Raw genomic sequence first — 26,065 nt, forward strand, 5'->3', positions numbered from 1 at the left:
GCACGGCGAGTGCCAACATCGCCGGAGGCCGAGAGGACGCGCAGGTCAGGCGGCCCCGCCGCGGTCCTCGCGGATCTGGGCGACGACCCGGGCGACGGTCTGCCGCACCGCCTCCGTCTCGGTCAGGAAGTGCCAATAGTCGGGGTGGCGGCCCTCCAGGCCGGCGACGGCGCGGTCGAGCCGGCCCACGGAGTCGTCCAGCGGGCGGGCGTGCCGCGGATCGGGCGTGGCGCGGCCGGCCATCGCGAGGCGCTGCGCGTCCCGGATCGCGAACCGCGTTCGGTCGATCTCCTGCTGAGGGTCCTTCGCCACCGCGTTCAGCCGCCGCAGCCGGTCCGAGGCCGCGGAGACCGACTCGTCCGTCGTGTTGAGCAGGGCGCGGACGGTGGAGAGCCGGGACGTCGCGTCCGGCCAGCGCTGTTCGTCACGGGCCGTGCGGGCCTCGGCGAGCTTGGTCTCGGCCTGCTTCACGTTCTCCGCGGCGAGCTCCGGGACGCGCTGGAGGTCCTGCCAGCACGCGGCGGCGAACCGGCGCCGCAGCTCGCTGAGGACCGGCTCGACCTGCCCCGCCCGGGTGGTCAGGGCCTGGGCGCGAGTGCGCAGCGAGACGAGTCTGCGGTCGATCTCGGCGGCCTTCTCGGGCAGCCGCTGCGCCTCCGCGCGCACCGCCTCGGCGTCCCGGGCGACCCGCTCGGCCCGCTCCAGGGTCTCGGGCACGCCGTGCTGCCCGGCCCCCTGGTTGAGCCTGGTCAGCTCGGGGCCGAGGGCGGCGAGCCGGGCCGCGAGGTCGTCGGCCTTGAGCCCGGCCTGGCGGACCGCGTCCAGCGCGTTCGTCGCCGCGAGCAGGGCCTGGCGGGCGCGCTCCACGGCGGGGGCGAGCCGGGCCAGTTGGGTCTCGGCCTTGCCGAGCAGCGGGCCGAGACCCTGCGCGAACCGGTCGAGGTCCTGCTTGACCCGGACCAAGTCGTCCTTCGCCCGCGCCAGTTCGCCCCGGGCGCGGGCGGCGACGGAGGCCTCCAGGTCGTCCCGGTCGAGGTCGTGGGCGTCGACCGCGGTGATGTACCGCCCGCTGGCCTCGTCGATGCGGGCGCCGAACTGCTGGAAGTCGGTGACGGCGCGGCGGGCGGCGGGGGAGTCGTCGACGGCCGTGATGGTCTCGATGGAGATCCGCAGGTCGCGCTGGGCGGTGTCCAGCTCGTAGAACGCCGCGGCGGCCGCGTCCTTGGCGGCCTGCGCCTCGGCCCGCTGGCTCTCCGAGCGGCCGCCGAACCAGCGGCGCGTACCGCCCGCGTGGAACGAGGCGGTGACCGCGGCGGCCAGCAGCGGCACCGGCAGCAGCGTCAGGGTGAGGAGGTCCCGCCAGGGGGACGCGGGGACGCGGCGCTGAACGACACGGCCACGCACCCCTCGGGGACGCTTCGTCGTCGCCGTCGTCACCAACCTCTGACCTCTCCTGTGCCCGTCGCCAGCCTTGACCGGTGTTCATTCTCCCACCGGTTAATGACGAACACACGGCCCCGTTAGTTCGCGGTTCGGAGGGTGACTTTTCCGTCCTGGGTGCGGACCGTGACCCGGTGCGCGCTGTCGGCGTCGCGCGGCACGGACACCCGGACCGAGCCGTCGTCCGTGTGCGAGCTCACCCGGTACGCGGCCGATCCGGGCAGCGCGACATCGAGCGAGCCGTCGTCGCTGACGGCGTCGACCCGGTCGGGCACGGTGCGCAGGTCCAGGTCCGCCGAGCCGTCCTGGGTACGCACGGACACCTGGCGGGCGTCGATCCCGGTGGCCTTCACGGAGCCGTCGTCGCTGCGCACCCGCAGCGGCCCGGCGCTGTTGCCGATCCGGACCGAGCCGTCCTGCGAGGTGATGTCGAGGCCGTGCCGGAAGCCGGTGGCGCGCACGCTGCCTTCGTCGGTCCGTACGACGACCTCGACGCCCCGCGGCACCTCGACGCGGTGCCGGGACGAGCAGTCGGCGATGAAGCCGGAGCAGTCGAGGCGCAGCGTCAGCCGGTCCTCGTCGCCGTCCCAGCGCCAGGTGGTCCGCGGGTCGGAGCCGATCACGGTGGAGCCCTGGAACCACCGGGTGACCTTCACCTCGTCGCCGTCGGCGGGGACGAGTTCGAGCGCGGAGTCGTCGGAGTCGACGGTGAGGGTGCGGCCCTGGAGGGCGAAGGAGCGGTGCTCGGGCCGGGTGTCGTCGCCGGCGTCGGCACCGCAGGCCGTCAGGCCCGCCGCGAGGGCGGCGGTGGCGGCGGTGACGGCGAGCACGCGGGCGGTGCGGTGCGGACGGCGGACGGTCATGGCGAACTCCCCCTGGGGCGACGGCTGGTGCGGGGGGCCTCGGCGTCCGGCCCGTCATGAACGTACGGGGGGAGCGGTCCGGGCGGGATCCGGACGGCCACCGGATCCACGGTGGGGTAAACCCCCGCAGCGGCCCGGCCCGATACGGGTTTGCGGGGCACGGGCGTCGGCAGGGTAGGCTGTCGGCTCGTCCTGGTCACAGCGCCAGGCTGCCGGGTGCGTAGCTCAGGGGTAGAGCGCCTGCCTTACAAGCAGGATGTCGGCGGTTCGAAACCGTCCGCGCCCACCGTGTCCGTCCCGTACGAAGCCCTCTCACCGCGACCGGTGAGGGGGCTTTCGTCATTCCCGGGCGAGGGCGGGGGCGGGGCGCGTCAGCCGGGCTCGTCCGTGCCGGGGCGCTCGTGGAGGTGCTTGAGGGCGGCGCGGGCGCGGACCGCCTCGGTGCCGCTGAGGCCGGACCAGTAGCGGTGGCACGTCACGAAGACGGCCAGCTCCAGCTCGCGCTGCCGGAGCTTCTCGACCTCGGCCTGCTCGTCGCCGGTCCAGCCCGGAGAGGCCGGGCGCTCCAGCTTGCGCCAGCCCTGGGTGTCGCTCACGGCGTCGAGGGGCTCCACGGACCAGGGGAGCCGCTTGAGGAGGGCCTGGAGATCGGCCCGGACCTGGTGCAGCTCCTCCTGACCGGCGAGGAGGTCGCTCGGGTAGTCGAAGTCGGGGGCGGAGTCATCGTTCGCTGCCACCCGCCAATGGTACGTCTGTTCGATTTAGTGAGGCGAGTGACTCGGCCCGGTTCACGCGAACGTGTGTACGTCTGACAGGGGTGGCTCGGCGCGTCAGACTGAAGACATGTGCCGCAGCATCAAGACGCTCCGCCCGCCCGCCCAGCCCGAAGAGGCCACCGAGGACGAGATCAGGGCCGCAGCCCTCCAGTACGTGCGCAAGGTGTCCGGCTTCCGGGCCCCGGCCGCGCACAACCGCGAGGTGTTCGACCGGGCCGTGGACGAGATCGCCCGCGCCACCGCCGCCCTGCTCGACGGCCTGGAGGTACGCGGATCGCACCCGAGACCCGCCGAGGCGGCTCAGGCCTCCTGAGTCACCGGGGCCGGGCGGCGCATCACGTAGGCGGCGACGAACCCCGCGCCCACCAGGGCGAGCAGCGAGACCAGCGTGGACATCCAGCCCGCGCCGAGCCAGTGCGCCCCGAAGTAGCCGAGCGCGACGCTGTACGCGGCCCAGGCGAAGCCCGCCAGGGCCGACCAGGGCAGGAACTCGCGGACCCGGCGGTGCGCCGTGCCGGCCGCGAAGGAGACCACCGAGCGGCCCGCGGGCGCGAACCGGGCGATGATCACGAGCAGTCCGCCGCTGGAGCGGCCGAGCGCCCCGCCGAGACGTTCCTGCGCGGTGGACAGTCGCCGGGAGCGGGCGATGGCCCGGTCGAGGCGGTCGCCGCCGCGCCAGGCGAGCCGGTAGGCGACGAGGTCGCCGAGGACGGAGGCGGTCGCCGCGCTCAGCGTGAGCGCCAGCAGATCGGGCACCCCGTGCGGGACCTCCCCGGTGGCCGCGCCGGTGCCGGCCGCCGCCGCGGTCGCCGCGGTGATCACGAGGACACCGCTCGGCAGCACGGGCAGGAAGACGTCGCAGAGGACCGAGACGGCGACGATCGCGTAGATCCAGGGACTGCCGGTCAGCGACCCCACACTCTCCAACACCGCGTGTCCACTCCCCGTACGTCGACCCGTACGACCGTTCTTGTGATGTTCCTCCGACCGTTCCTCCGGGCTGGGAGCGGCTGATGACAGCTGTACAGCGTACGCCTCAAGAGTTGCTGAAGTGACGCAAGGGGTACAGATGTTCCCCACGTCACGTTCACTCGATCGCCGTGTCGGACCGGGCGCCAAAGGCCGGTGTCCCGTACCAACGGACCAGGGGGCGCAGGGGGTGCAGGGGTACGAGGAGGAACCGGTGATGGTCACAGGAATGGTGAGCGGCGTCCTCGCGGCGGCCGTGCTCGCGACGGGCGGCGCCGGCGTCGCGGGCGGTGCGCCGGGCGGCGGCGGGTCGGACGCGTACTGGCTGCGGGTCGAGGGGCGCTTCGCGCCGCCCACGGCCTTCGTGCCGTCGGCCGCGGTCACCTACGACGACCGGCTCGTGCCGCCGGGCGCGTCGATCGAGGTCGAACAGGAGGGCGGCCGGGGCGACATGACCGTACGGCTCGCCGTCGAAGGGCTGGAGCCGGGCCGCGCCTACGGGGCGCACGTCCACCGGGAGCCGTGCGGGGCCGATCCCGAGGCGGCGGGCGGCCACTACCGGCACGAGGAGGACCCCGGGCGGGCGGACGCCGCGAACGAGGTCTGGCTGGACTTCACCACCGACCGGGCGGGCGACGGCCGGGCCGTCGTGCACAAGGCGTGGGGTCTGCGCCGGGGCGAGGCCGATTCGGTGGTGCTGCACGACGCGCCCGGCGGGGCGGGGCACCGCGTGGCCTGCTTCACGGTGCCGTTCGCGTCGCTGGGCTGAGGTCCGGACGCGTCGTGCGGGTGGTGCGTGCGGTGCGGGACGCGGTCAGGCCGCGACCTTCTCGCGCTCGGGGCTCTGCTCCCCGGACGTGCGCGCACCGCGCGCCGCGAACAGCCGGTCCAGGCCGAGGGCGCCGGAGCCGGTGAAGACGAGGAGCAGCATCGCCCAGCAGAACAGGGCGGCGGCGTCGCCACCGTTGGCGATGGGCCACAGGGCCATCGACTGGTGGACGTCGAAGTAGGCGTAGGCCATCGCGCCGGAGGCCAGGAACGCGGCCGCGCGGGTGCCGAGGCCGATGAGGACGAGGGCGCCGCAGACGACCTCGATGACACCGGCGTACCAGCCCGGCCAGGCTCCGACGGCGGGAGCGGCTCCGCCCATCGGGCTCTCGGGGTAGCCGAAGAGGGATGCGGTGCCGTGGCAGGCGAAGAGCAGGCCGACGACTATGCGGAACAGGCCGAGGGCGTAGGGCTGGGCGCTGTTCAGACGTCCAGTCATGGTGGGGACTCCTCATGTTGGGGGAGCCCAGAGATTAGGGGAACCTTACTTGAACTTGCAAGTTCAACATTTAGCCAAATCCGACGTCTCCGGCACGGCTCCAGAAGGCCTCAGTTCAGGTTCCGTTTGGTGACGCGTGTCAGCCCGCGCCGCGGGTCCGCCTGATCGAGGGTCAGCTCGGCGGCCCGTGCCCGCAGGGTCAGCGTCATCAACTGGTTCCCGAACCAGGGGCCGCCCGTGCGCCGCCAGTCGATTCCGGATCCACTCGGGCGCAGGCGCCGGGCGAGCCGTTCGCCGAAGGCGCGCGCGGGCCGGCTCCAGCCCAGCCGGAAGCCCAGGCGGATCGTGGCGGGGATCGAGTTGTGCACGGGGGAGCAGGTCAGCTGCACGACGCGGGAACTCGGCACGCCCGCGGGGAAGTCCTCGGGCCAGCGTGGCTCGGCGACGTAGGCGTGGTGCACGTCCCCGGACAGGACGCAGACCGTCGCCGGGGCGGCCGGCCCCGAACCCGCCTCGGCTATCAGCTCCGTCAGCGCGTCGAACGAGTCCGGGAACGCCGCCCAGTGCTCCAGGTCGGCCCGCCGCCGCAGGGACTCCCCGAACCGGGCCCGGCGCGGGCCGCGTTCACCCGCGCACTGCGCCGCGTTCCACCGCTCCACGTCGTGGATCAAATGCGGCAGCAGCCACGGCAGGGAGGTGCCGATGAGCAGGTGGTCGCAGTCCCGCGCGGTGTCGAGTGCCTGGTCACGCAGCCAGCGGGCCTCGTCCGGGTCGAGCATGGCCCGCTCCGGCTCGTCCAGGACGCGGGCGGCGCGGGTGTCGACCATCAGCAGCCGGGTGCGGCCGAAATCGCGCCGGTAGCTCCAGCGGACGTGCGCCGGATCGGCGTCGGCCCGCGCGGCGAACGCGCGCAGGGCGTCCGTCCCGTCCGGCGTCGCGCGCGCCTCCTCGTACAAGGGGTCGGCGGCGAGCTCGGCGGGCGTCAGGTTCCCCAGGTGCTGGTACACCCAGTACGACATCAGGCCGCTCAGCAGCCGCTCGCGCCACCACGGGGTCGCGCGCATGTCGGCGAGCCAGGCCGCGCTCGTGTTCCAGTCGTCGATCAGGTCGTGGTCGTCGAAGATCATGCAACTGGGCACGGTGGAGAGCAGCCAGCGGACCTCGGGGTCGCGCCAGGATTCGTAGTAGAGGTGCGTGTACTCCTCGTAGTCCGCGACCTGTGCTCCCGGTGGGTCGGAGAGTTCGCGGCGGCGGGCCAGCCAGGCGCGCGTCGCGGGGGACGTCTCGTCCGCGTAGACCTGGTCGCCGAGCAGGACGAGGACGTCGGGGCGGTCGGCGCCGGGGTCGGCGGCCAGGTGCGCCGCGAGGGTGTCCAGGGCGTCCGGGCCCGCCGGGTCGTGGCCTCCGGCGGGCGGCGCGGCCCAGCGGCAGGAGCCGAACGTGACACGGAACGGGGCGGGGCCGGGGGCGCCGTGGTCCGGGGTGCGGATGGTGCTCGCGGGGAAGGGGGAGTCCGGCTCGGGCCATACGCGGCGGCCGTCGACGCTCACCTCGTACGCCGTCTCGGTGCCCGGGGTGAGACCGGTGACCGGTATCAGGGCGTAGTGGTGCCCCTCGACCTGGAACGTGCGCGCGCTGCCCGCCGCGCCGTCCGCGCAGCGGACCTCGGCGAGGGCGGGCCGGGCCGTCTCCACCCAGACCGTCGCCGTGTCCTCGTCCACGTACCGCAGCAATGGGCCCAGGCGCAGTCCCGCCACGTGATCGCCTCCGCTCGTCCTCCGGCATTCCCCGCGCGCTTTGTAGCACTGGAACGCCGGAGGCGGGCCCTGCGGTTCCGGGGTTTCGTCCCGGGAGCGGTCAGCAGCCGCTGAGGCCGGACTGGATCGCGCTCTTCTCCGCCGAGTCGACCGTGAGGTTGTAGTAGTGCTTCACCTGGACCCACATGCGCAGGTACGTGCACGTGTACGCGGTGCGCGAGGGCATCCACTCGGCCGGGTCCTGGTCGCCCTTGGACTGGTTGACGTTGTCGGTGACCGCGATGAGCTGGGGCCGGGTCAGGTCGTTGGCGAAGCCCTGGCGCTGCGCCGTCGTCCAGGAGCTGGCGCCGGACTTCCAGGCCTCGGACAGCGGGACGACATGGTCGATGTCCACGTCCGACGCGGCGGTCCAGGTGGCGCCGTCGTACTCGGAGTACCAACGCCCCGAGGTAGCCGCGCAGTTGGAGTCCGTGACGACGTTCGTGCCGTCGCGCTTGAGGACGACCTCGCGGGTGTTGCAGGTGCCGGACTGGGTGATCCAGTGGGGGAACTTGTCGCGGCTGTAGCCGTCGCTCGATCCCTCGGCCTTGACGGTCAGTTCGGAGAGGTAGGTGCGGGCGGTGGAGGCGCTGACGGGGGTGGGCGGGGAGGCGTCCGCCGGGGTGACGGTGAGGGCGGTCAGGGCGGCGGTGGCCGCCGCGGCGGTGATCAGGGCCGTGCGTCGACGCGCGTAGAAGGTGCGGCTGGGCATGTGAACTCCCTGGGTGTGGGGGGCCGTTCGGACGCTGGTCGTTCGGATGGTGGCCGAGTGGGGTTGCGGGTGGGCGTCCGTTGGGTGACAGGGTCGCGTCAAGTTGATGGTTCGACAAGGGGTCAATCAGGCCTGCCCTGCCGCCAGTTGGGATTCCGGCGCCGGGTGGGGTCCCGTCATGGCTGGTCGGGCGGGTCCCCGCACCCCTGGCGGCGCTCCATTCGGGGCGGATTTGGATATTGCGGGCCTGCTTTGTACCGTGGGGGAACAAAGTGGTTCCCGCCCGTCTCCCTGACCGGCGGGCGGGGCCCGCTTTGGACCCGCACCCCCGCCTCCGTTCCCTGGAGCCCCCCGATGACGGCCACGCCCACCGTTCTGTCCGCACGCGCCCTGCTGCTCGACATGGACGGCACCCTCGTCAACTCCGATGCCGTCGTCGAACGCTGCTGGCTGCGCTGGGCCGCCGGCCACGGGCTCGACCCCGACCAGGTCATGCGGGTCGTGCACGGCCGCCAGGGCTACGCCTCGATGGCACTGCTGCTGCCCGACCGCCCCATGGCCGAGAACCACGCGGACAACGCCCGCATGCTCGCCGAGGAGACCGCCGACATGGACGGCGTCGTGCCCGTGCCGGGCGCGGCCGCGTTCCTCGACGCGCTGATCACCGGCGGCCTCCCGCACGCCCTGGTCACCTCGGCCGACGTCCCCCTGTCGACCGGCCGGATGGCCGCCGCGGGGCTGCCCTACCCGACGGTCCGGGTGACCGCCGAGAACGTGGGCGCCAGCAAGCCCGACCCCGAGGGCTTCCTCAAGGGCGCCGCCGAACTGGGCGTCGACCCCGCCGACTGCGTCGTCTTCGAGGACTCCGGCGCGGGCATCGCGGCGGGCCTCGCCGCCGGCATGCGGGTCGTCGGGATCGGGCCCCGGGCCGCCGAGTACGGCCCCACCGTCCAGGTCGACGACCTGACCTCCGTGCGCGTCGAGGCGGCGGCCGACGGGGAGATCCTGCTGCACGTGGGCTGAGCGCGGCCCGGGGCGCGGCGGCCGGGCGCCATGTTCGTACAGTTGCTCGCGGCGACCGGGCTGCTCGCCGCCCTGACCATGGTTCCCGTCCCGGACACGGCCGTGGTGACCGAGCGGGCCCTCGCGGCCGGACGGCGGGACGGGCTGCGCACCGTGGGCGGCGTCGCGACCGGGCTGCTCGTCCGGGGCGGCTCGTCCACGCGGCGCTCACGGTCGTCTGGCTCGGCGGCTACGTCCTCGTGCTCTCGACGGCCCGGACGTTCTTCGAGCGGGCGGCGGTGCGCCGGGCCATGGACCGGGTCACCGGAGTCGTCCTCATCGGCTTCGGGATCGAGGTCGCCACCTCGCAGCCGTGGTCGGGCCCGTCGAAAAAATAGGGTGTCGGGGCGCGGGGACCGCTCCTACGATGGCCCGATGACGTCGATCAAGGAAATCCAGGTCACCTTCGACTGCGCCGACCCGGCGCGGGTCGCCCGCTTCTGGTGCGAGGTGATGGGGTACGTGCCGACGGTCGACGAGGACGGGGACGGCTCCTGGGCCGCGGCCTCCGACCCCACCGGCCAGGGCCCGCGCATGTACTTCCAGCGCGTCCCGGAGGGCAAGGTCGTCAAGAACCGCGTGCACCTCGACGTACGGGTCGGCAAGGGGCTCGTCGGCGAGGAGCGGCTCGCCGTGATCCTGGCCGAGGAGGCCCGTCTGGAGAAGCTCGGCGCGACGCGGGTGCTGCTGCAGCTGGCCGACGAGGAGAACGAGTCGTGCCTGACGATGCAGGACATCGAGGGCAACGAGTTCTGCCTGGACTGACCCGGGTGCTCGGTGCCGGGACCGCGATAACCGGTTGCGGGGGGACCCCCGGGGCGGAACATCATCAGGGATGCCTGAAGCCGCCTGGACCATTGCCGCCGAGCCCCATGACTCGCCCGACGCCGCCGCGCTCTGGCGCGCGTACTACACCGAGGTGAGCGACCGCTGGTACCAGCGGTACGAGGGCCGCGACACGGACGCCGACGAGCTGGAGCGGGAGATCGCCGCCGACCCGGGCGATCATCTGACGCCGCCGGAGGGCCGGCTCCTCGTGGGCCGGTACCGGGGCGAGCCCGCCGGAATGGCCGGGGTGTGGCTCGCCGACGCCGGCACGGCCGAGCTCACCCGGGTCTACGTTCGGGCGGACCTGCGCGGCACCGGCGGCGCGGCCCGCCTCGTGGCCGCCGCCGAGGACGCGGCCCGCGAGCTGGGCGCCGAGCTGATCCGGCTCGACACCCGGACCGACCTCGTGGAGGCCCGCGCCCTGTACGCCCGGCTCGGGTACGAGGAGACCGAGGCGTTCAACGACGCCCTCTACGCCGAGCACTGGTTCAGCAAGGACCTCCGGAAGCCGGAGAGGTAGGGCTCAGGCGGGCAGGCCCGCCCGTCCGCGCTCCGGCCTCCCGTCGTGCGGCCGCTCCGCGTCCGATCCGCACATCTCCGTGTTGAGCTCGGCGACGAGCTGGTTGAGGTCGGTCGGCCGGTCGGGCCCCCACCAGTCGCCGAGCAGCTCCGCGAGGGACTCCTCGCGGGCCTTCGCCAGCCGCCCCGCGACCTCGCGGCCCTCCTCGGTCAGCACCAGGTCGAGCCCGTCGCGCCGCGCGAGACGCCGCTCCTCGACCTGCCGGGCCGCCGCGATGATCACCGCGAGCGGGACCCGGCTGCGCTCGGCGAGCGCGGACGGCTCGGCCCAGCCGTACCGGTTGATGCGCAGGATCAGCCAGCCCGCCGCCGGCAGCAGGTCCTCGCCCGCGCGGGCGGTGATCTTCTCGTAGATCGCCCGCCGCCCCTCCCGCGTGCCGAGCGCCGACAGGGCCCGCGCGCACTCGTCGTACGAGGACCGCTCCACGGGGTTGGAGGCGAGGGTCTCGGTCGTGTCCGGGGCGGTCACCGAGGCGCGGAGCTTGTCCTCGCGCAGGAACCAGGACAGGACGAACGCGAGCAGCGCGACCGGCGCCGCGTACAGGAAGACGTCGGTGATGGACGACGAGTAGGCGTGCAGCACCTGCGGCTGGAGCGCGGGCGGCAGGCCGGCGATGCCACGCGGGTCCGCGCCGAGCGACTCCGGGCTGACGCCCGGCGGCAGCTGCTGCCCGGCCAGGGCGTCGGTGAGCTTCGTGGCGAGCCGGTTGGTGAAGATCGTGCCGAAGATCGCGACGCCGAACGAGGCGCCGATGGAGCGGAAGAACGTGGCGCCCGAGGTGGCGACGCCCAGATCCTCGTACGGCACCGCGTTCTGCACGATCAGGACGAGCACCTGCATGACGAGGCCGAGCCCGAAGCCGAACACGAGGAAGTAGCCGCTCATCTCCAGGGTCGAGCTGTTCTCGTCGAGGTTGTGCAGGAGCAGCAGGCCGAGCGCGGTGACGGCGGTGCCGACGACGGGGAAGACCTTCCAGCGGCCGGTGCGGCTGACGATCTGCCCGGACCCGGTGGACGCGATCAGCAGCCCGAACACCATCGGCAGCATGTGCACGCCCGACATGGTCGGCGACACCCCGTGCACGACCTGGAGGAACGTCGGCAGGTACGTCATCGCGCCGAACATCGCGAAGCCCACCACGAAACTGATCACGGCGGACAGCGTGAACGTCCGCACCCGGAACAGCTTCATCGGCAGCACCGGCTCCGCCGCCCGGAACTCGACGAACACGAACACGACCGCGAGCACCACGCCCAGTACGGCGAGGCCGATGATCTGCGCCGAGTCCCAGTCCCAGGTGGTGCCGCCGAGCGAGGCGACGAGCACGAGGCAGGTCGCGACGGACGCGATGAGGAACGTGCCGAGGTAGTCGATGCGGTGCTTGCGGGCGCGGACCGGGATGTGGAGCGCGGCGGCGATCACGGCGAGCGCGACCACCCCGATCGGCAGGTTCACGTAGAACACCCAGCGCCAGCTCAGATGCTCCGTGAACAGTCCGCCCAGCAGCGGGCCGAGCACGCTCGTCGCACCGAAGACCGCGCCGAACAGCCCCTGGTACTTGCCGCGTTCGCGCGGGGAGACGATGTCGCCGACGATCGCCATCGACAGCACCATCAGGCCGCCGCCGCCCAGACCCTGGAGCGCCCGGAAGCCGATGAGCTGCGGCATGTTCTGCGCGACGCCGCACAGCGCCGAACCGATCAGGAAGATCACGATCGCGATCTGGAAGAGCTTCTTGCGCCCGTACTGGTCGCCGAGCTTGCCCCACAGCGGGGTCGCGGCCGTCGACGCCAGCATGTACGCGGTGACCACCCAGGACAGGTGGTCGAGGCCGCCGAGGTCGCTGACGATGGTGGGCAGGGCCGTGGAGACGATCGTCTGGTCGAGCGCGGCGAGCAGCATCCCGAGCAGCAGCGCGCCGATGGACACCAGGACGCTGCCGCTCTTCGCCGTGTCGTCCGGCAGGGCCGCGTGCGTACGGGCCCTGCCCGCCGCGACTCCGCCGTCCCGAGTACCGCCGTCCTGAGTGCCGCTGTCCTGGGTGCTCATGGCCACCTCCACGGGCCCTTCGGCTCGGACCGGCCGGAGAGCTGACCCCTCCATCCTGGTGGCTGTGTGCTGTTTTGGCCTGTTGGGTCCCGGGTGAGGTGTCCGTTTTCCCCGGACCGACACCACACGTTCTTCATACGGTCTGCATAATGCGGACAACGCTCAGGGGATGGGGAACAGCACGGTGAGCGACCAGTTCGGCAACGACCACGAAGAGACGAACCACCCGGGCACCGACCCGGGGCAGGACCTGGGGGAGGCGGAGGGATTCGGCCCGCTGCGGGTGCGCCCGTACGTCACGCTGCCCGAGCCGGAGGAGCCCGCGCCGCCGCGCGCCTCGCTTCCGTACACGCCCGCGCCGCTGCCGCCGCAGCGCGCGGTGCCGGACGCCGAGCGCAACGATCCGGAGCCGGAGGAACCGCAGCGCCGCAAGGCACCCGTGGCGCTGCTCGCCGCTGTGGCGGGCGTACTGAGCGTCGCGGCGCTCGTCACGGTCCTGGTCACCTCGGGTGGCGACTCCTCGAAGGTCACGGCGGACGACACGCATCCGTCGGACCTGGTCGCCTCGTCCGCTCCCGGTACGACCTCGAGGGCGCCCTCCCCGGAGTCCTCCGCGCCGTCCGCCTCGGCCTCGGCCTCCGCCTCCGCATCGGCCTCGGTCAGCGCCTCGGCGTCGCCGTCACCGACCCCGAGCCGCACCAGCGCGAGCCCCACCCCGAGCGAGGGGCGGACCAGCACCGCGCCGAGCCCCTCCCGCTCCGAGCGGGAGGAGTGGGGCGCCGGCTCCGGCACCCTGAGCCGCGGCGACCGCGGCCCGGAGGTGACCGAACTCCAGCGCCGCCTCCGCGAGCTCAACCTCTACACGGGCGAGGCGAACGGCAACTACAACAGCCCGACGGAGTGGGCCGTGCGCCGCTACCAGGTCGCCCGCGGCATCCAGACCCGCACGCCGGGCGCGTACGACGCGCCGACGCGGGCCATGCTGGAGTCGGAGACGAGCGGCTAGGGACCTCAGGCCTGGTTCTTCGGGGCCGCCTGCTGCACGACCTCGAAGGACCACACCGTGGACCCGGACGCGGCGGGCTTGGGGCGCTCGCCTCCGGCCTGCGGGCCGCCCTGGTGGGCGGCCTTCATCGGGCCCTCCATCCAGGCCTGGAACGACTCCTCGTCGCGCCAGCGCGTGTAGACGAGGTAGTCGTCGGTGCCTTCCAGGGGACGGAGGAGCTCGAACCACTCGAAGCCGTCGGAGTTCTCCACGGCACCGGCCCGCGAAGCGAACCGCTTCTCGAGGACCTCGCGCTGCTCGGCGGGGACGGTCAGGACGTTGATCTTCACTACGCTCATGGCCTCATCCTGCCGCACCCGCCGGGCACGTCAGCCGCGGGCCTGCCGCCAGCGCTCCACGATCTCGTCCACGTCGTAGGGCTTCAGGCCGAGGGGCGGGCCGGGCGGCGGTTTGAACATCATGTCGCGGATCTTGTCGTTGAGTTCCTTCATCCGCGCGCGGACGATCCGTTCCGAGGGCGCCGACGTGATCGCCGCCAGCGTGTCCTCGGCTTCCTTGCGCAGTTCCAGGGAGGGTGGGAGCACGGAGAAGCCCTCGCGGGCGAGCTTCTGCTTCACCCACCAGTTCTCGTCGTAGAGGGTGTCGGGCGAGGTGTCGAGCGGCTTGCCGGCGCCGGGCAGCGAGGAGAAGTCGCCGCGACGCTCCGCGTCACGGATCTGCTTGTCGACGAATGACTCGAAGCTGACGCCGGGTGGTTTGCGTTCGGTCATGGGTTCAGTGTCCCAGAGGCGGCTCCGGCGTCCTATGATGCGCGGCGTCCCGGCCGAACAGCAGGCCGGGAGGAACAGCGCGGAACGCTTGGGGGAGTGCGGTGCTCGAACTGACCATGGCCACGGTGGGTGGCGAGGACGCGGGGGCCACGGCCGGCATGGTGATGGCCGAGGCGGACAGTGTGCCGGGCGCCGTGCTGCGCGTGGGGCGGGACGCCGCCCAGTGCCGGCTCGTGACGCCGGACGACTGGCTGTTCGTGTCGCGGGTGCACCTGGAGTTCCGGTGCGGGCCCGGCGGCGAGTGGAGCATGGGCTGGCTGCGCGGCTCGCAGGACGACCCGGCGTCGGAGGTGCGGGTGCGGTTCGGCAGCCCGCAGGGGCCCGGTCAGCCCGTCCCGTACGGCGGGGTCGTCGAGCTGCCGCGCGGCGCGTCCGGCGAGATCGTCGTCCTCGACCGGAGCGGGCCGCGCAGCGTCAACGTGGGCTTCTACCAGGAGAACTGAGCGGGCGTCAGTCCTTCACGCGGGCCAGCGCGAAGCCGTCGTAGCCCTTCACGCCGACCGTCTGGATCGCGGTCGCGTCCAGCTTCGGGTGCTCGGAGAGGAATTTGAGGGCGGCGCGGGTGCCGGTGATGTCCGGCTCCGTGTCGTCCGGGTCGACGACGCGGCCGCCGCGCACGACGTTGTCGACGACGATCAGGCTGCCGGGGCGGGTCAGCTTCACCGCCCACTCCAGGTAGTTCGGGTTGTTGGCCTTGTCCGCGTCGATGAAGACCAGGTCGAAGACCTGGCCCTCGCCGGCGAGGACCGGCAGCGAGTCGAGCGCCGCGCCGACCCGCACCTCGACCGTCTTGTCGAAGCCGGCGCGGGCCAGGTTGGTCCGCGCCACCTCCGCGTGCTTCGCGCTGTACTCCAGGGTGATCAGCGCACCGTCGGCGGGCAGCGCGCGGGCCAGCCAGATGGTGCTGTAGCCGCCGAGCGTGCCGATCTCCAGGATGCGCCGGGCGCCCTGGGTGAGGGCCAGCAGGTGCAGGAGCTTTCCGTTGGTGGCCGAGACGTTGATCCGGGGGAGGCCGGCGGCCTCGCTGTCGGCGAGGGCCGCGGCGAGCACCTCGTCGGCCGGGGCGAGGAGTTCGCTGAAGTAGGCGTCGACAGCGGTTGCGACATCGGGCTGGCGGGCTGCCGGGGAGTCTGTCGTCATGTCCGTCAGCGTAGGGGCGGCGGCGCCTGGACGGGGGCAGGCGGCACGACGGGTCGCCGGCGCCGGGCCCGGACCACGAGCAGGATCACCGTCGTCGCCACCGCCGCGAACGCGCCGAGCACGGTCAGCAGCCAGACCGGGATGTCCGGCCCCACGGTCAGCAGCTCGTCCTCGTACTTCACCTGCCGGTACGCGGTGTCGTGCGCGGAGCGGCGCAGTTCGTGGTCGCCGTCGATCGTGGACGGCGTCGGGAAGTCCTGGGTGTACGCGGTCAGGTACGGGGTGCCGGTCGCGAACTCGGCGAGCGGGCCGTAGGTGTTCGTGACCTTCCCCGCGAACGTCATCCGGGGTGCGGCTCCGCCGATCGCCGAGCGGGGCTCCATCCGGTGGGCGGCCAGCACGTACAGGTTGAGGTGCTGCTCGGTGCGGGCCAGGCGGGACAGCCGCATGGGATAGACGGGGCGTTCGCTGGCGAAGGTCAGATGCAGCGGGTCGAGGCTGCCGGTCATCGGGAGATGGTCGGCGGTGGCCGGGGCGAGGCGGACCGCCACGTACTCCCAGCCCTGGTCGACGTAGGGGCGCAGGGCGCGGTCGAGGCGGGCGGGCAGCTCGAAGCCGTTGTCGTGCAGCCAGTCGGCCAGCGCCTCCGGGTCGGTGGCGGTGAGCCGGGCGACGTCGAAGGGGCCGAGGCGCTCGCGGCCCACGACACCGACGCCGGAACCGGCGGCGGACGGGGTGGCGGCGGCGCCGTCTCCGGCTCCGCCGTCGAAGGGCCAGTCGCCGGCGCGGGGCCAGAAGTAGTGCCGGGTGCGGACCTCGGGGGCGGTCGCCACGGACAGGTCGGTGAACAGGTCCACGTCGCCGAGCTTCACGGTCGCCCGGTGTGGGACGGGCATGATCCAGGCGGCGTCGTGGGCGCTGCCGTGCACCGCGAGCCGCATCACGATCTGCTCCGTGCGGCCGTCCCAGCGCAGCACCGATGTCTCGTCGTCCACGGAGATCTGGCCCTGGCTGCGCGGCACCATGGCTCCGCAGCCGCACGCGTTCGCGGGGACGCTCACCGCGAGGAGCTGGAACAGTAGTGCGGCCACGATGATCAGCGCGGCCCGGGCCCGGTTGGTCTGCATGTCCGTTCGGACGGAGTGATCGTCCGGCCGGGTTCCCGTCGTTACGGGGCTGTTGCTCGAAAAGCCGCGGACGCGTCTGCGTGGTTCATGAGCAGATGCGTCCGCGGCTTTTCGCGGGTTGCTCGCGCAGTTCCCCGCGCCCCTAGGGGGCGCACCGCCCCGGCAAAGATCAGACCGCCGGCGCGGAACCAGGCAGCGGCTTGCCCGCGCTCTCGCGCATGCGCCAGGCCGCGATGCCGCCGATGACGGCCGCCGCCATCATGTAGTACGCCGGGATCATCAGGTTCCCCGTGGCCGCGATGAGCGCGGCGGCCACCAGCGGGGTCGTGCCGCCGAACAGGGACACGGAGAGGTTGAAGCCGACGGACAGGGAGCCGTAGCGGACCTTCGTCGGGAAGAGGGCCGGGAGCGCCGACGGCATCGAGGACGTGAAGCCGACCAGGAGCAGGCCCAGCGCAGCGAGGCCCAGGGCGATGGACCAGGTCGAACCGGCGCGGATCAGCAGGACGGCCGGGACGGACAGCAGGACGAAGCCGGCGCAGGCCGCGCCGATGACCTTGCGGTGGCCGAAGCGGTCGTTGGCGGCGCCCATCGGGATCTGCACGCACATCATCAGGACCATCACGCCGATGAGGATCAGCGTGCCGTGCGTCGCGTCGTAGCCCATCTCCTCGCTGAGGAAGGTCGGCATGTACGACAGCAGCATGTAGTCGGTGACGTTGAAGACGAGGACCAGCGCGATGCAGAGCATCATGGCGCTGCCCGCGCCCTTGCCGACGAACATCTCGCGCAGCTTCGGCTTGGGCTGCGCCTTCTGCTTGGCCTCGGCCTCCTCCGCGAGCTTCTGGAAGGCCGGGGTCTCCTCGAGCTTCATCCGCACGTACAGGCCGACCAGACCGATCGGGCCGGCGATGAGGAACGGGATGCGCCAGCCCCAGCCGTACAGGTCGCCGGAGGACATGAGCGTCGTCAGAGCCGTGGCGAGGCCCGCACCGGCGACGTAGCCGATGAGCGTGCCGAACTCGAGGAACGAGCCGAAGAAGCCGCGGCGCTTGTCGGGCGCGTACTCGGCGATGAACGTGCACGCGCCGCCGTACTCACCGCCCGTCGAGAAGCCCTGCACCATGCGCGCCATGATCAGCAGCACGGGCGCCCACACACCGATGGTGTCGTAGGAGGGGATCAGGCCGATCGCGAAGGTGCCCGCCGCCATCATGATCATGGTGATGGCGAGGACCTTCTGGCGGCCGATGCGGTCGCCGAGCGGGCCGAAGAAGGCGCCGCCGATGGGGCGGACCAGGAAGGCCGCGGCGAAGGTGCCGAGCGTGGACAGGACCTGCGCGGTGCTGGACGCCGTCGGGAAGAAGACGTGCCCCAGGGTCGCGGTCAGGTAGCCGTAGACGCCGAAGTCGAACCACTCCATCGCGTTGCCGAGCGCTGCCGCCTTGACCGCCCGCTTGACGAGGGACGGGTCGGTGACGGTGACGTCTTGCTGCTCGGCGGTGGTGCGGCGGTCCGGGGCCGCGGGGGCTCCGGACCTGCTGGTACTGGGGGCGACGGAGAGAGTGGACGACAAGGTCTCGCTCGCCTGCCTTTCGTGGGGGACAAGGGCAAAGGCCGTTCACGCGGAACGGCCCTGAAGGGACGATAGGGGCGCACCGGGCGGTAACGGGTAGTGTTCGCTCCGCAGCGCTCCGTGGTGATGTCCGGCCTGGCCTGGGAAAACGCGGGAGCGGGCGCGCCTTCGCGATCAGGTCTCCTGTGAGGTTTGTCGCGGAACCGATCCATGTAGCACGCAATCAACACGTGATCCGCACGCCATGGACCGGGGCCCGTCGTGTCGCCTTCCGGCCGTAACCAGGCCGAAGTCAGGTGAACCGGGGCGTGCCCGCGTCCTTCGGTACGGGACGGTGCGAACCTCTGAAGAGGACGGCAAAAGGTCCACGGAGGAGGATTCAAGGACGGAGCGGGCGCTCGCCGTGCGCGGGTGCCGTGACAGGCGGCTGGAGGCCGACGGCACGTGGCGAACGCGGAGCGGGCAGAACGACGGGTCACAGAGCGCGGGACGGGACCGGCGGGCGGCGCACACGGCTCCCCAGGCCCCCGGAGCACACCCGGCCCCCTCGGCAGACCCGGCGCCACCGCCGCCGCCCTCTCCACCGGCATCGGCGACGGCACCGGCCGGCTGACCGCCGCCCGCGCCCTCCTCTGGCTGCTCGCCGCACTTCTCGCGACCCGCCAGCTCGTCGCCGTCCTGTCCACCCCGCGCGGCGAACGCCTCACCGACCTGGAGACCTGGATCGGCCCCGAGGGCGTCCTGCACGTCAGCGGATCCCTCTACGAAGGCGCCGGCGGCACCGACCGCTTCACCGGCACCCCGTTCTCCGGGCTCGTCCTCAGACCCTTCTCCGTCGCCGCCGAGCAGGCGCTCGGCTGGGGCTGGACCTTCGGCTCCCTCGCGCTCGTCGTCGCGCTCGGGCTGATCGCCGCCCGCGCCCTCCCGCAGCCGGTCGCCCGCCGCACCTCCCTGCTCGCGGCCCCCGTCGCGATCAGTCTCCTCATGCTGTCCCTGCCGGTCCGCAACACCTTCACCACCGGCCAGACCAGCATCATCCCGGTTCTCCTCGTGCTGCTCGGCTGCTTCGTCGTCCCCGGCGAGAAGGCCTCCGGTCTCCTCATCGGCGCCGCCGCCGCGCTCCAGCCGACCGTCCTCCTCTTCGCCCCGCTGCTCTGGTTCACCGGCCGCCGGCAGGCCGCCACGACCGCCCTCGGCACCTTCGGCGCGGCCACGCTCCTCGCCTGGGCCGTCATGCCGCAGGACTCCTGGACGTACTGGATCCACCACCTCGCCGGCGCCGGACTCGCCGCCGACCCGGCCGCCACCGCGAACCAGTCCCTGCACGGCATGCTGCTCCGCCTCGGCCTCGAAGGCCCCGGCGAGATCGCCCTCTTCCTCGCGCTCGGCGCCGCCGTCACCGTCCTCGGCCTGCGCCGCGCCGTCCGCTACGCCCGCGACGGCCAGCTCCTCCTCGCGGTCGCCGTCACCGGCTGCGTCGCCGTCGCCGTCTCGCCGACCACCTGGCAGCACCAGCTCCTGTGGGTGCTGCTCGCCGTCGTCGGCCGCGTCGGCAAGCGCGCCTCCGACCGCTACATGTGGCCGGTCCTCGTCGTCCTCGCGCTCACGCTGCCCGCGACGATGATGCTGCCGAACATGACGTTCCTGGAGCCCGTCCGGGACAATGTCGTCCTCATCGCCGCCCTCGCCGCGGCCGTCGCGGTCCCCTTCCTCCCGCGCACCTCACCCCTGTACGCGACCCCGATCCCCGCCACGTACGCGCCCCAGGCCCCGGCCCGCTGGAAGCACGTCCCGCTCCTGCCGTTCCTGCGCCGGGTCGTGGACCGCCCGAACCTCATCCTCGAACTCATCCTGATCCGCGTCGGCTACTCCGCCTACCAGCAGGTCCGCCTCGCCGCGACGGGCGGCACGATCTCCGGCGGCCGCGCGACCGCCGAGGCGCACGGCGACCAGGTCCACACCGTCGAGAGGTTCCTCGGCCTCGACGTCGAGCACGCGATCAACCACACGGTCGCCACCCAGCTCCCCTGGCTGAAGGACTTCTTCAACTTCTACTACACGACCTTCCACTTCATCGTCCCGCTCGCGGTCCTCGGCTTCATGTACGTGCGCCGCCCCGCCGAGTACCGCTGGGGCCGCGCCGCGCTCGGCTTCGCGACACTCCTCGCCCTGATCGGCTTCTGGGCCTACCCGCTCGCCCCGCCGCGCCTGATGCCGGGCCTCGGCTTCATCGACACGGTCCACGGCGTCCAGGACTTCACCAAGCCGGACTACGGCACCCTCACCCAGCTCACCAACCAGTACGCCGCGATGCCGTCCCTGCACTTCGGCTGGTCCCTGTGGTGCGGCATCGTCGTCGCGATCCTGGCCCGCCAGTGGTGGCTGAAGGCACTCGCCCTCCTCCACCCCCTGTTCACGGTCTCCGCGATCGTCGCGACGGGCAACCACTGGGTCCTCGACGCGGTCGGTGGCGCGGTCGTCGTCGGGCTCGGCTTCCTTCTGACGTACGTGCTTCAGGGGCCCCGCGCCAGAACGACCAAGTCCCACCCGGCTCGGCCGGAGCCACGGTCGGACAGTGACGCGGGGGAGGTCACGGCCGGCGCATCGACCCCGTCGTGACGACGGCCTCGCGCCGGGGGTGTTCCGCGTGTTCGTCACGGGGCAGGTCAGCGGGTGACGTTGCCGTCATGGAGGTGGAGTGCTCGTAGTGCCGCCTCCATGGCGAACCGGCGGTCGGGGTCGTCGAGTTGGCCGTTGAAGTGGGCCTCCAGGTTGCGCAGGCGGTAGCGGACCGTCTGGGCGTGGACGCCGAGGGTGTCGCCCACCTGCTCGGCGGTGCCGCGTGTGGTCAGCCAGGCGTGGAGGGTCTCCACGAGGCGGGCGCGGCGGGTGCCGGAGGACTTGTCGAGCGGGGCCAGTTCGCGGGTGGCGATCTCGGTGACGAGGGCCGGGTCGGAGAGCAGCCACAGGGTCACGAGATGGTCGGCGGTGTCGAGGACCGGGGCGTCGGCAACGATGTCGTCGTCGACGAGCTGGAGCGTGCGGCGGGCCCAGCGGAGCGAGTCGGCGGCCTGTGCGGTGGGCAGCGGGAGGCCGATGGCGATCGGCGTGCCGTAGGTCGCGGACTCCAGCATCGCGCGGCGCTCGGGGGTGAGCGGGCCGGGGACCAGAAGATGAGGCTGCGGGGCGCCCAGGTCTGCGAGGACATCGATGTCCAGGTCCGCCTGGATGGCGTCGGGCGCCGGGGTGCGCAGGGCGATGAGGGTGGCCTGCTCGGGGAGCGGCCAACTGGCCTGATCGCACAGCTCGTTGATCGTCGCGTGGGTGAGCGGGGTGCCGGCGAGGAGGAGGTGGAGCAAGCGTCTTCGGAGCGTTTCCAGTGCCGATCCGGACTTCGCCTGAACCTCCAGATAGCCCTCGCGTGAGAGCGCTCCCAGTTCGTCGATGTACGCGAAGAGCGCGTCGGCGAAGGTGAGGAGGAGGGTGGGGGACAGGTCGAAGCGGCGGCCGATCGTCTTGGCGCGGCGCAGGGCGACCCGGGCGCCGAGCCGGTAGGCGCTCTGGAGGGTCTCCAGGTCGCGGCCCTCGTAGGCCTCGACGCGGCCGAACTTGCGAAGCAGCTCGTCGCGGGCGATGGAGGACGCGGCGGGGTCGGCGACCCGGTCGACGAAGGCCGACAGGGCGTGCTCGACACCCTGGCGGATCGCCGCCCCGCTCGGGCCGTTGAGGAGCTGGGCGTACTCGGGATACGCGCGAGTGACCTCGACCCGGATCTCCTTGATCAGGCCGGGGATCTCGGGCCGCATGATGGCGGCGAACTCGCGGGGGAGCGGACCCAGCGGTTCGTTGACGTCAGGTGGCTGTACGCGCGGAGGCATGTGCGGTCCTCGCTGTCCGGGCGCCCGGTGGGGAACGGCGTCGCAAGGGCCGAAGGGTGTGGCCCGTGTGGCCCTTGCGTGGCCGTCAGGTGCGTACCTTTGGGAGCTCCTGAAACTAGAGCAACTTACGTGTGATGTACACCACTCGGCTTGAGGTTGGCTGTAAAGCGCGGGTGGTGCACGTCGGAGGGGTCAGAGGGTGGGGAGGGTCAGGGCGGGGAGGGCGGCGGCTGCCGGGGGGCAGCCGTTGCGGCCGGCGGGGAAATCAGGGATGCACACCGTCGCTTGATTCATCGCGATCAGGTTCCCCGGCCCGCTGATGGCTGCGGTGAACAGGGCGTCCAGGTCCTCGCCCTGAGAGCCGCAACCGGAGAAGGGCGGGATGTCGACCGGGTAGTTCTTGCTGGTGAGGAGCCCTCCCAGGAGCACGTTTGTGTAGGTTCCCTGTGTGCCGTTGGGGCCGAATGTTCCTTCCAGCACCACGCGGAAGGGCGCCTTGGAGCGGCAGTTCGGTCCGACGTCCAGCGGTGTCCCGTTCACGCTCACGTCGTGCAGGCGAAGGCTCTGGTCGAAGCTGATCGCTGCCCAGACCTCCTTGTTGGGACTTCTGCCGCGGGTTCCGGTGGTGGCCGTGACCGGTCCGGTGTCGAAGCTCACGCGCGCGGTCACGGGGGTGAAGTCGAACGTGAGGAACGTCGACTCGGCGTCGGGAAGATCGATCTGCCCGATGGAGTCCTGCCGGTTGTAGAACCCGTTTCCCGGCGTGCTCTTACTGGTGTACGAGTTCTTGGCCACGATCATGCTCATGAGCGTGGGCCGACGCGAAGGATCGTTGATGATCATGGAGCCGTTCTGTTTGCGCACGGCCGCCAGTCCTGCTGCGTAGGTGCAGACTCGCCTCGACGCCCCATGGGTGACGTCCTGCAACTCCGTGCCTGGCAGCGGTGGCAGGGCGTAGGTCGGGTCCGGTTCGCCCTCGATGGTGACGTCCGGGCAGGTCTCCGGCGCCCCGGGCGTGGTCTCGTCCGCCTCGGGTGCCACGGACAGCCCTCCGCGGCCTTCACGGCCCGAGGGGGCGCCGGTATCGGCCCCTGCCGTGTCCGAGCTGTCCTCGCCCGACACGGGTACGGTCGCCAGGGTGCCGTCCTGGCCCTCTGCCGGCGAGCACGTCAGCACCACCGGTTCACCGACGCCCTTGTCCGCCTCGCCGACCGGACTGATGCTCAGGCGCAGTTCGCCGGCGGACAGTGTGACGTCACCGGGTGATCCCACCGTGATGGTCGATGCCTGGCCTAGGTGGGTGAGGCGAAGGTCCTCCCCCTCGCCGGGCACGAGGCTCTGGGCGGCCAGCCGAGACCACGTCGCGTCGGCCGTCTCGCCGTTGTGCCGCACCTGTACGGCCAGTTCGGCCTCGCTCGCCAAGGCCGTGGTTCCCTCGGGCAGCAAGCCGGCGAGGTCGTCGAACGGTGCTGTCGTGTCCACCGTCACCTGCCCCGGATCGATGGGCACACCGGCCGAGGCGTCGGCGGGCAGGTCCGTCCGCACACGGGCCGTCACCCGCGTCGAGCCGTTCGAACTGCCCGGCAGCGGGCAGTCGTAGGTCAGCGTGACCGCGTCGAGTGCCTCGTCGGCACGGGAACCGGTGCCGGACGTCACGCCCAGGACGAGGGCGATCGCCGTCGCCGTGGCGATACGACGGGTCGTACGTCGTCCCCTGCGGCCGGCCCGCGAAGGGTGCTGCTCGCTGACGTTCATCGTGAGCTGTCTCCTCTGCCCGGCTGCCGCCCTCCGGCATCCGTCGTCGTCTCGTGGTCCGGCCTGCTCCGGGACGCGCCGAGCGCCCGCCGCCGAGGGTCAGCTCGGTGGCGGGCGTCGGTCGGTGCCTGGTGCGTGATCGCGGGTCAGCCCTGGGAGATCGTCTGGGCACTCGTCAGCTGGTAGTCGCCGAGGAATTCCGCATGGTCGCCCGGGTTGATGAGGCCGAGACAGTTCGCGTCGTCCTGCGCGGCGAGGCTGCCGCCACCGGTGACGTGCAGGATGTTGGCGCCGTTCTCGTACCAGCCGGTCACGCTGCCGGCGAAGGTGGCCTCGCAGCCGAAGCCGGTGATCTGCGCGACGATGCCGGTGATGGTTCCGTCGGCTCGCGTGGTGCTGCTCATGCCGGTGACGTTGATCTTCCACGGCAGCGCGGACGGCGTCACGTCGAAGTCGATGCCGTTCACGTTGCAACCGGCGAAGTCGATGCTGTTGATGTCACCGATGCCGACACCGTCGGCGGAGGCGGTCTGCAGGGTGCCGGCCGCGTGAGAGCTGTCGCAGGTGAGAGTGGCACCCGGCACGGTCAGCGTCGGGTTGACCGCGTTGGCCTCGAAGGCGCCGCCCGGGGACACGACGTAGCCGGCCTGGGCGGTGGCGGAGGCGGAGGACACGGAGAGGCCGACCGCCGCGGCGAACGCGGCGGCGGCTACGGCGGTGTTGCGGGTCATTCTGCGCACGGTGAATCCCTCCAGGGATGTAGGTCGTACGAGATGGGGAGCGCCGTCCCGCGGGAGGCCGGGACGGATGGTGTGCAACTCCGGGCGGAAGAGGGGGGTGGGGGCACGGCCCTTCCCTCGCCTGCCTCATGGACGTTACGAGCAAGTAACCAGAGGCCGCAATGGGATGCCGGGAGAATTCGGCGAAGTGGTTGAAGTCGGGGTTCTTTTTGTCTTCGGCCGATCAGGCCATCGCGCGGACCTTGTCCGAGGGTGAGCATTTTCCGGGCCGGGCGCATCTCTGCTCACTTGGCGAGTGAATACACGGATGGATTGCTCACTCGTTGATAAACGAGGCGGTAGTGGAATTTCTGTCAACGAGGGGCATTGCCGCAGAGGTTTCCCGCCAGTAACGTCCCGGCTGCTCCCGCAGTTCTCCCCGCTCACGCCCGCCTTCTGCCTTCCGTGAAGGGAAATCCGCCATGCGCTCGACGAGACGTACGCAGAATCTGACCCGTGCCGGTGTCGTGACCGCCGCGACGGCGCTCGCCACCCTCGCCTCGCTGGCCCCGGCCGGCGCCGCCACCGAGATGGACGGCGCCTGGGCCCCGTTCGGCCGCTGCCCCGTCGACGCCCCGAGCATGCTCGCCGCCGACGGCAAGACGGACGTGGCGATCTGCATCTCCTCCAGCTCGGACAGCGGCTCCATCAAGATGGGCACCTCCGTCGTGCCGACCGGTCGCACCGACCTCCAGGCCGGGGTCATCACCCACTCCGACGGCACGACCACCGTCGTCCCGCCGGCCGACGGCGCCCTCGTCGCGGCCCCGGCCCAACTGCCGGGCGGGCTGCTCGGGCTCATGTGTCCCAGTGACATCCCGCTGGTCAGCGACATCTGCAAGCAGCTCACGGACAACGACCTCAACCGGGTGACCGCGAAGGTCCAGTCCGTGAACACACCGACCGACTTCAAGCTGCTCGCGGGCGTGACGCAGGGACAGCCGATCATCAGCCTGCCGGTCCGGATCAAGCTCGAGAACCCGTTCCTCGGTGACAAGTGCTACATCGGGTCCTCCTCGAACCCCATCGTGCTGCGCCCGCAGAACACCTCGGCGCCGGCGGTCAAGCAGCAGCGCTTCAATCCCGACGGCACCCTCAACTCCACGGGAGTGCTCAACCAGCTGAGCATCCTCGGGGCGAACCAGGGCGACTCGACGTACGCCGTCCCCGGGGCGAACGGCTGCGGCCTGCTCGGCGCACTCGACTGGGCCGTCAATCTCAAGTCCGGGCTGCCGTCCGCCTCCGGCGGCAACAGCCTCGCGCTCAACAGCACGTCCACGTACGTCGCGGCCTTCGCGTCGCCCAGCAGCGCGGTGCCGAACGAGGGCAAGCTGCTCTCGCAGTACTGGCACGAGGGCGTGAAGTGACGGACATGAGCGCGCGCTGTTTCATCACTCGCTGACAGAAGGCGCGGCCGAATTGATTTCCCGGCATCAAAGAATTCCGGGTCGGTGGCGGGCCGCGGGAAAGTTCCGAGCCCGCTATTGCGAGGCGAGGTTACCCGGCCGTAGCGTCGGTGCGGTGGCCACTGGACTCCTCGTCGACACCCCCCTGTCGACCTGGAGTTAAAACGGGGAACGCCGGTCCGATCCTCCTTCCGGGGCGGTCCCCGAGGGCGGGGTCTCGTGAAAT

The 26,065-nt window shown here is 72.0% G+C and carries 26 protein-coding genes and 1 tRNA gene; 11 read left to right on the forward strand and 16 right to left on the reverse strand.

Annotated features, from left to right (window positions below; translation table 11 throughout):
- Positions 1-45 precede the first annotated feature (45 nt).
- Together IAG42_RS24710 and IAG42_RS24715 are read right to left on the reverse strand one after the other, a co-directional pair.
- Positions 46-1,404, reverse strand: a complete 1,359-nt coding sequence (locus tag IAG42_RS24710; protein WP_188339152.1) for a hypothetical protein — start codon at positions 1,402-1,404, stop codon at positions 46-48.
- A 116-nt stretch (positions 1,405-1,520) separates the two neighbouring features.
- Entirely contained in the window at positions 1,521-2,303 is a 783-nt protein-coding gene (locus IAG42_RS24715; protein ID WP_188339153.1) for a DUF4097 family beta strand repeat-containing protein, read from the reverse strand.
- 214 nt (positions 2,304-2,517) lie between these two features.
- On the opposite strand from IAG42_RS24715, the gene IAG42_RS24720 reads away from it, so the two are divergent.
- Positions 2,518-2,589 (forward strand) — tRNA-Val (locus IAG42_RS24720).
- An 85-nt stretch (positions 2,590-2,674) separates the two neighbouring features.
- Here IAG42_RS24720 and IAG42_RS24725 read toward each other — a convergent pair.
- Positions 2,675-3,040, reverse strand: coding sequence for a hypothetical protein (locus IAG42_RS24725; RefSeq protein WP_188339154.1), 366 nt, complete (start codon positions 3,038-3,040; stop codon positions 2,675-2,677).
- A 106-nt stretch (positions 3,041-3,146) separates the two neighbouring features.
- On the opposite strand from IAG42_RS24725, the gene IAG42_RS24730 reads away from it, so the two are divergent.
- Complete coding sequence (locus IAG42_RS24730; RefSeq protein ID WP_188339155.1) at positions 3,147-3,392, forward strand: DUF2277 domain-containing protein; 246 nt, start codon at positions 3,147-3,149, stop codon at positions 3,390-3,392.
- Here IAG42_RS24730 and IAG42_RS24735 read toward each other — a convergent pair.
- The gene (locus IAG42_RS24735) at positions 3,380-4,009 is read right to left on the reverse strand and encodes a DedA family protein (RefSeq protein WP_188339156.1); all 630 of its coding nucleotides are present in this window, start codon (positions 4,007-4,009) and stop codon (positions 3,380-3,382) included. The two genes, IAG42_RS24730 and IAG42_RS24735, sit on opposite strands and share 13 nt — an antisense overlap.
- Positions 4,010-4,265: 256 nt before the next feature.
- Here IAG42_RS24735 and IAG42_RS24740 point away from each other — a divergent pair, with 256 nt between their 5' ends.
- Positions 4,266-4,817 (forward strand): superoxide dismutase family protein, encoded by a 552-nt coding sequence (locus tag IAG42_RS24740; RefSeq protein ID WP_188341582.1) that lies wholly within the window; start codon positions 4,266-4,268, stop codon positions 4,815-4,817.
- Positions 4,818-4,862: 45 nt separating this feature from the next.
- Here IAG42_RS24740 and IAG42_RS24745 read toward each other — a convergent pair whose 3' ends face one another.
- The 3 genes from IAG42_RS24745 to IAG42_RS24755 form a co-directional block, all read right to left on the reverse strand.
- Complete coding sequence (locus IAG42_RS24745; protein ID WP_188339157.1) at positions 4,863-5,315, reverse strand: DoxX family protein; 453 nt, start codon at positions 5,313-5,315, stop codon at positions 4,863-4,865.
- 110 nt (positions 5,316-5,425) lie between these two features.
- Positions 5,426-7,072 (reverse strand): alkaline phosphatase D family protein, encoded by a 1,647-nt coding sequence (locus tag IAG42_RS24750; protein ID WP_188339158.1) that lies wholly within the window; start codon positions 7,070-7,072, stop codon positions 5,426-5,428.
- 100 nt (positions 7,073-7,172) lie between these two features.
- On the reverse strand, positions 7,173-7,823 hold the full coding sequence (locus tag IAG42_RS24755; RefSeq protein ID WP_188339159.1) for an HNH endonuclease family protein: 651 nt from the start codon (positions 7,821-7,823) through the stop codon (positions 7,173-7,175).
- A 354-nt stretch (positions 7,824-8,177) separates the two neighbouring features.
- On the opposite strand from IAG42_RS24755, the gene IAG42_RS24760 reads away from it, so the two are divergent.
- From IAG42_RS24760 to IAG42_RS24775, 4 genes are all read left to right on the forward strand, one after another.
- On the forward strand, positions 8,178-8,846 hold the full coding sequence (locus IAG42_RS24760; protein ID WP_188339160.1) for an HAD-IA family hydrolase: 669 nt from the start codon (positions 8,178-8,180) through the stop codon (positions 8,844-8,846).
- 239 nt (positions 8,847-9,085) lie between these two features.
- Entirely contained in the window at positions 9,086-9,223 is a 138-nt protein-coding gene (locus tag IAG42_RS38600; protein WP_394811244.1) for a hypothetical protein, read from the forward strand.
- A 37-nt stretch (positions 9,224-9,260) separates the two neighbouring features.
- Complete coding sequence (locus tag IAG42_RS24770; RefSeq protein WP_188339161.1) at positions 9,261-9,650, forward strand: VOC family protein; 390 nt, start codon at positions 9,261-9,263, stop codon at positions 9,648-9,650.
- Positions 9,651-9,720: 70 nt separating this feature from the next.
- Positions 9,721-10,233 (forward strand): GNAT family N-acetyltransferase, encoded by a 513-nt coding sequence (locus IAG42_RS24775; protein WP_188339162.1) that lies wholly within the window; start codon positions 9,721-9,723, stop codon positions 10,231-10,233.
- A 3-nt stretch (positions 10,234-10,236) separates the two neighbouring features.
- On the opposite strand, the gene IAG42_RS24780 is transcribed toward IAG42_RS24775, so the two are convergent.
- Complete coding sequence (locus tag IAG42_RS24780; RefSeq protein WP_188339163.1) at positions 10,237-12,342, reverse strand: MDR family MFS transporter; 2,106 nt, start codon at positions 12,340-12,342, stop codon at positions 10,237-10,239.
- Positions 12,343-12,511: 169 nt separating this feature from the next.
- On the opposite strand from IAG42_RS24780, the gene IAG42_RS24785 reads away from it, so the two are divergent.
- Positions 12,512-13,348: a peptidoglycan-binding domain-containing protein gene (locus IAG42_RS24785; protein ID WP_188339164.1), complete on the forward strand. Its 837-nt coding sequence runs from the start codon at positions 12,512-12,514 to the stop codon at positions 13,346-13,348.
- Between the two features lie 5 nt (positions 13,349-13,353).
- Here the strand turns inward: IAG42_RS24785 and IAG42_RS24790 are convergent, their stop codons facing one another.
- Together IAG42_RS24790 and IAG42_RS24795 are read right to left on the reverse strand one after the other, a co-directional pair.
- Positions 13,354-13,686 (reverse strand): antibiotic biosynthesis monooxygenase family protein, encoded by a 333-nt coding sequence (locus IAG42_RS24790; RefSeq protein ID WP_188339165.1) that lies wholly within the window; start codon positions 13,684-13,686, stop codon positions 13,354-13,356.
- A 30-nt stretch (positions 13,687-13,716) separates the two neighbouring features.
- Positions 13,717-14,118 carry a DnaJ family domain-containing protein gene (locus tag IAG42_RS24795; RefSeq protein WP_188339166.1) on the reverse strand — a complete coding sequence of 134 codons (402 nt, stop codon included), beginning with the start codon at positions 14,116-14,118 and terminating at the stop codon, positions 13,717-13,719.
- A 101-nt stretch (positions 14,119-14,219) separates the two neighbouring features.
- On the opposite strand from IAG42_RS24795, the gene IAG42_RS24800 reads away from it, so the two are divergent.
- Positions 14,220-14,621, forward strand: coding sequence for an FHA domain-containing protein (locus tag IAG42_RS24800; RefSeq protein ID WP_188339167.1), 402 nt, complete (start codon positions 14,220-14,222; stop codon positions 14,619-14,621).
- Between the two features lie 7 nt (positions 14,622-14,628).
- Here IAG42_RS24800 and IAG42_RS24805 read toward each other — a convergent pair whose 3' ends face one another.
- The 3 genes from IAG42_RS24805 to IAG42_RS24815 form a co-directional block, all read right to left on the reverse strand.
- Complete coding sequence (locus IAG42_RS24805; RefSeq protein WP_188339168.1) at positions 14,629-15,318, reverse strand: O-methyltransferase; 690 nt, start codon at positions 15,316-15,318, stop codon at positions 14,629-14,631.
- A gap of 5 nt (positions 15,319-15,323) precedes the next feature.
- The gene (locus tag IAG42_RS24810) at positions 15,324-16,445 is read right to left on the reverse strand and encodes a DUF2330 domain-containing protein (RefSeq protein ID WP_188339169.1); all 1,122 of its coding nucleotides are present in this window, start codon (positions 16,443-16,445) and stop codon (positions 15,324-15,326) included.
- 169 nt (positions 16,446-16,614) lie between these two features.
- Positions 16,615-18,021, reverse strand: coding sequence for an MFS transporter (locus IAG42_RS24815; protein WP_188339170.1), 1,407 nt, complete (start codon positions 18,019-18,021; stop codon positions 16,615-16,617).
- Between the two features lie 609 nt (positions 18,022-18,630).
- On the opposite strand from IAG42_RS24815, the gene IAG42_RS24820 reads away from it, so the two are divergent.
- Entirely contained in the window at positions 18,631-20,640 is a 2,010-nt protein-coding gene (locus tag IAG42_RS24820) for a bifunctional glycosyltransferase 87/phosphatase PAP2 family protein (protein ID WP_188341583.1), read from the forward strand.
- A gap of 47 nt (positions 20,641-20,687) precedes the next feature.
- Here IAG42_RS24820 and IAG42_RS24825 read toward each other — a convergent pair whose 3' ends face one another.
- The 3 genes from IAG42_RS24825 to IAG42_RS24835 form a co-directional block, all read right to left on the reverse strand.
- Complete coding sequence (locus IAG42_RS24825) at positions 20,688-21,899, reverse strand: helix-turn-helix domain-containing protein (protein ID WP_188339171.1); 1,212 nt, start codon at positions 21,897-21,899, stop codon at positions 20,688-20,690.
- A gap of 192 nt (positions 21,900-22,091) precedes the next feature.
- Positions 22,092-23,654, reverse strand: coding sequence for a DUF6801 domain-containing protein (locus IAG42_RS24830; RefSeq protein WP_188339172.1), 1,563 nt, complete (start codon positions 23,652-23,654; stop codon positions 22,092-22,094).
- A gap of 146 nt (positions 23,655-23,800) precedes the next feature.
- Entirely contained in the window at positions 23,801-24,385 is a 585-nt protein-coding gene (locus IAG42_RS24835) for a hypothetical protein (RefSeq protein ID WP_317453338.1), read from the reverse strand.
- A gap of 470 nt (positions 24,386-24,855) precedes the next feature.
- On the opposite strand from IAG42_RS24835, the gene IAG42_RS24840 reads away from it, so the two are divergent.
- Positions 24,856-25,800 carry a hypothetical protein gene (locus tag IAG42_RS24840; RefSeq protein WP_188339174.1) on the forward strand — a complete coding sequence of 315 codons (945 nt, stop codon included), beginning with the start codon at positions 24,856-24,858 and terminating at the stop codon, positions 25,798-25,800.
- Positions 25,801-26,065: the final 265 nt, after the last annotated feature.

This window comes from Streptomyces xanthii (assembly GCF_014621695.1).
In the GTDB taxonomy this organism is placed as follows: domain Bacteria; phylum Actinomycetota; class Actinomycetes; order Streptomycetales; family Streptomycetaceae; genus Streptomyces; species Streptomyces xanthii.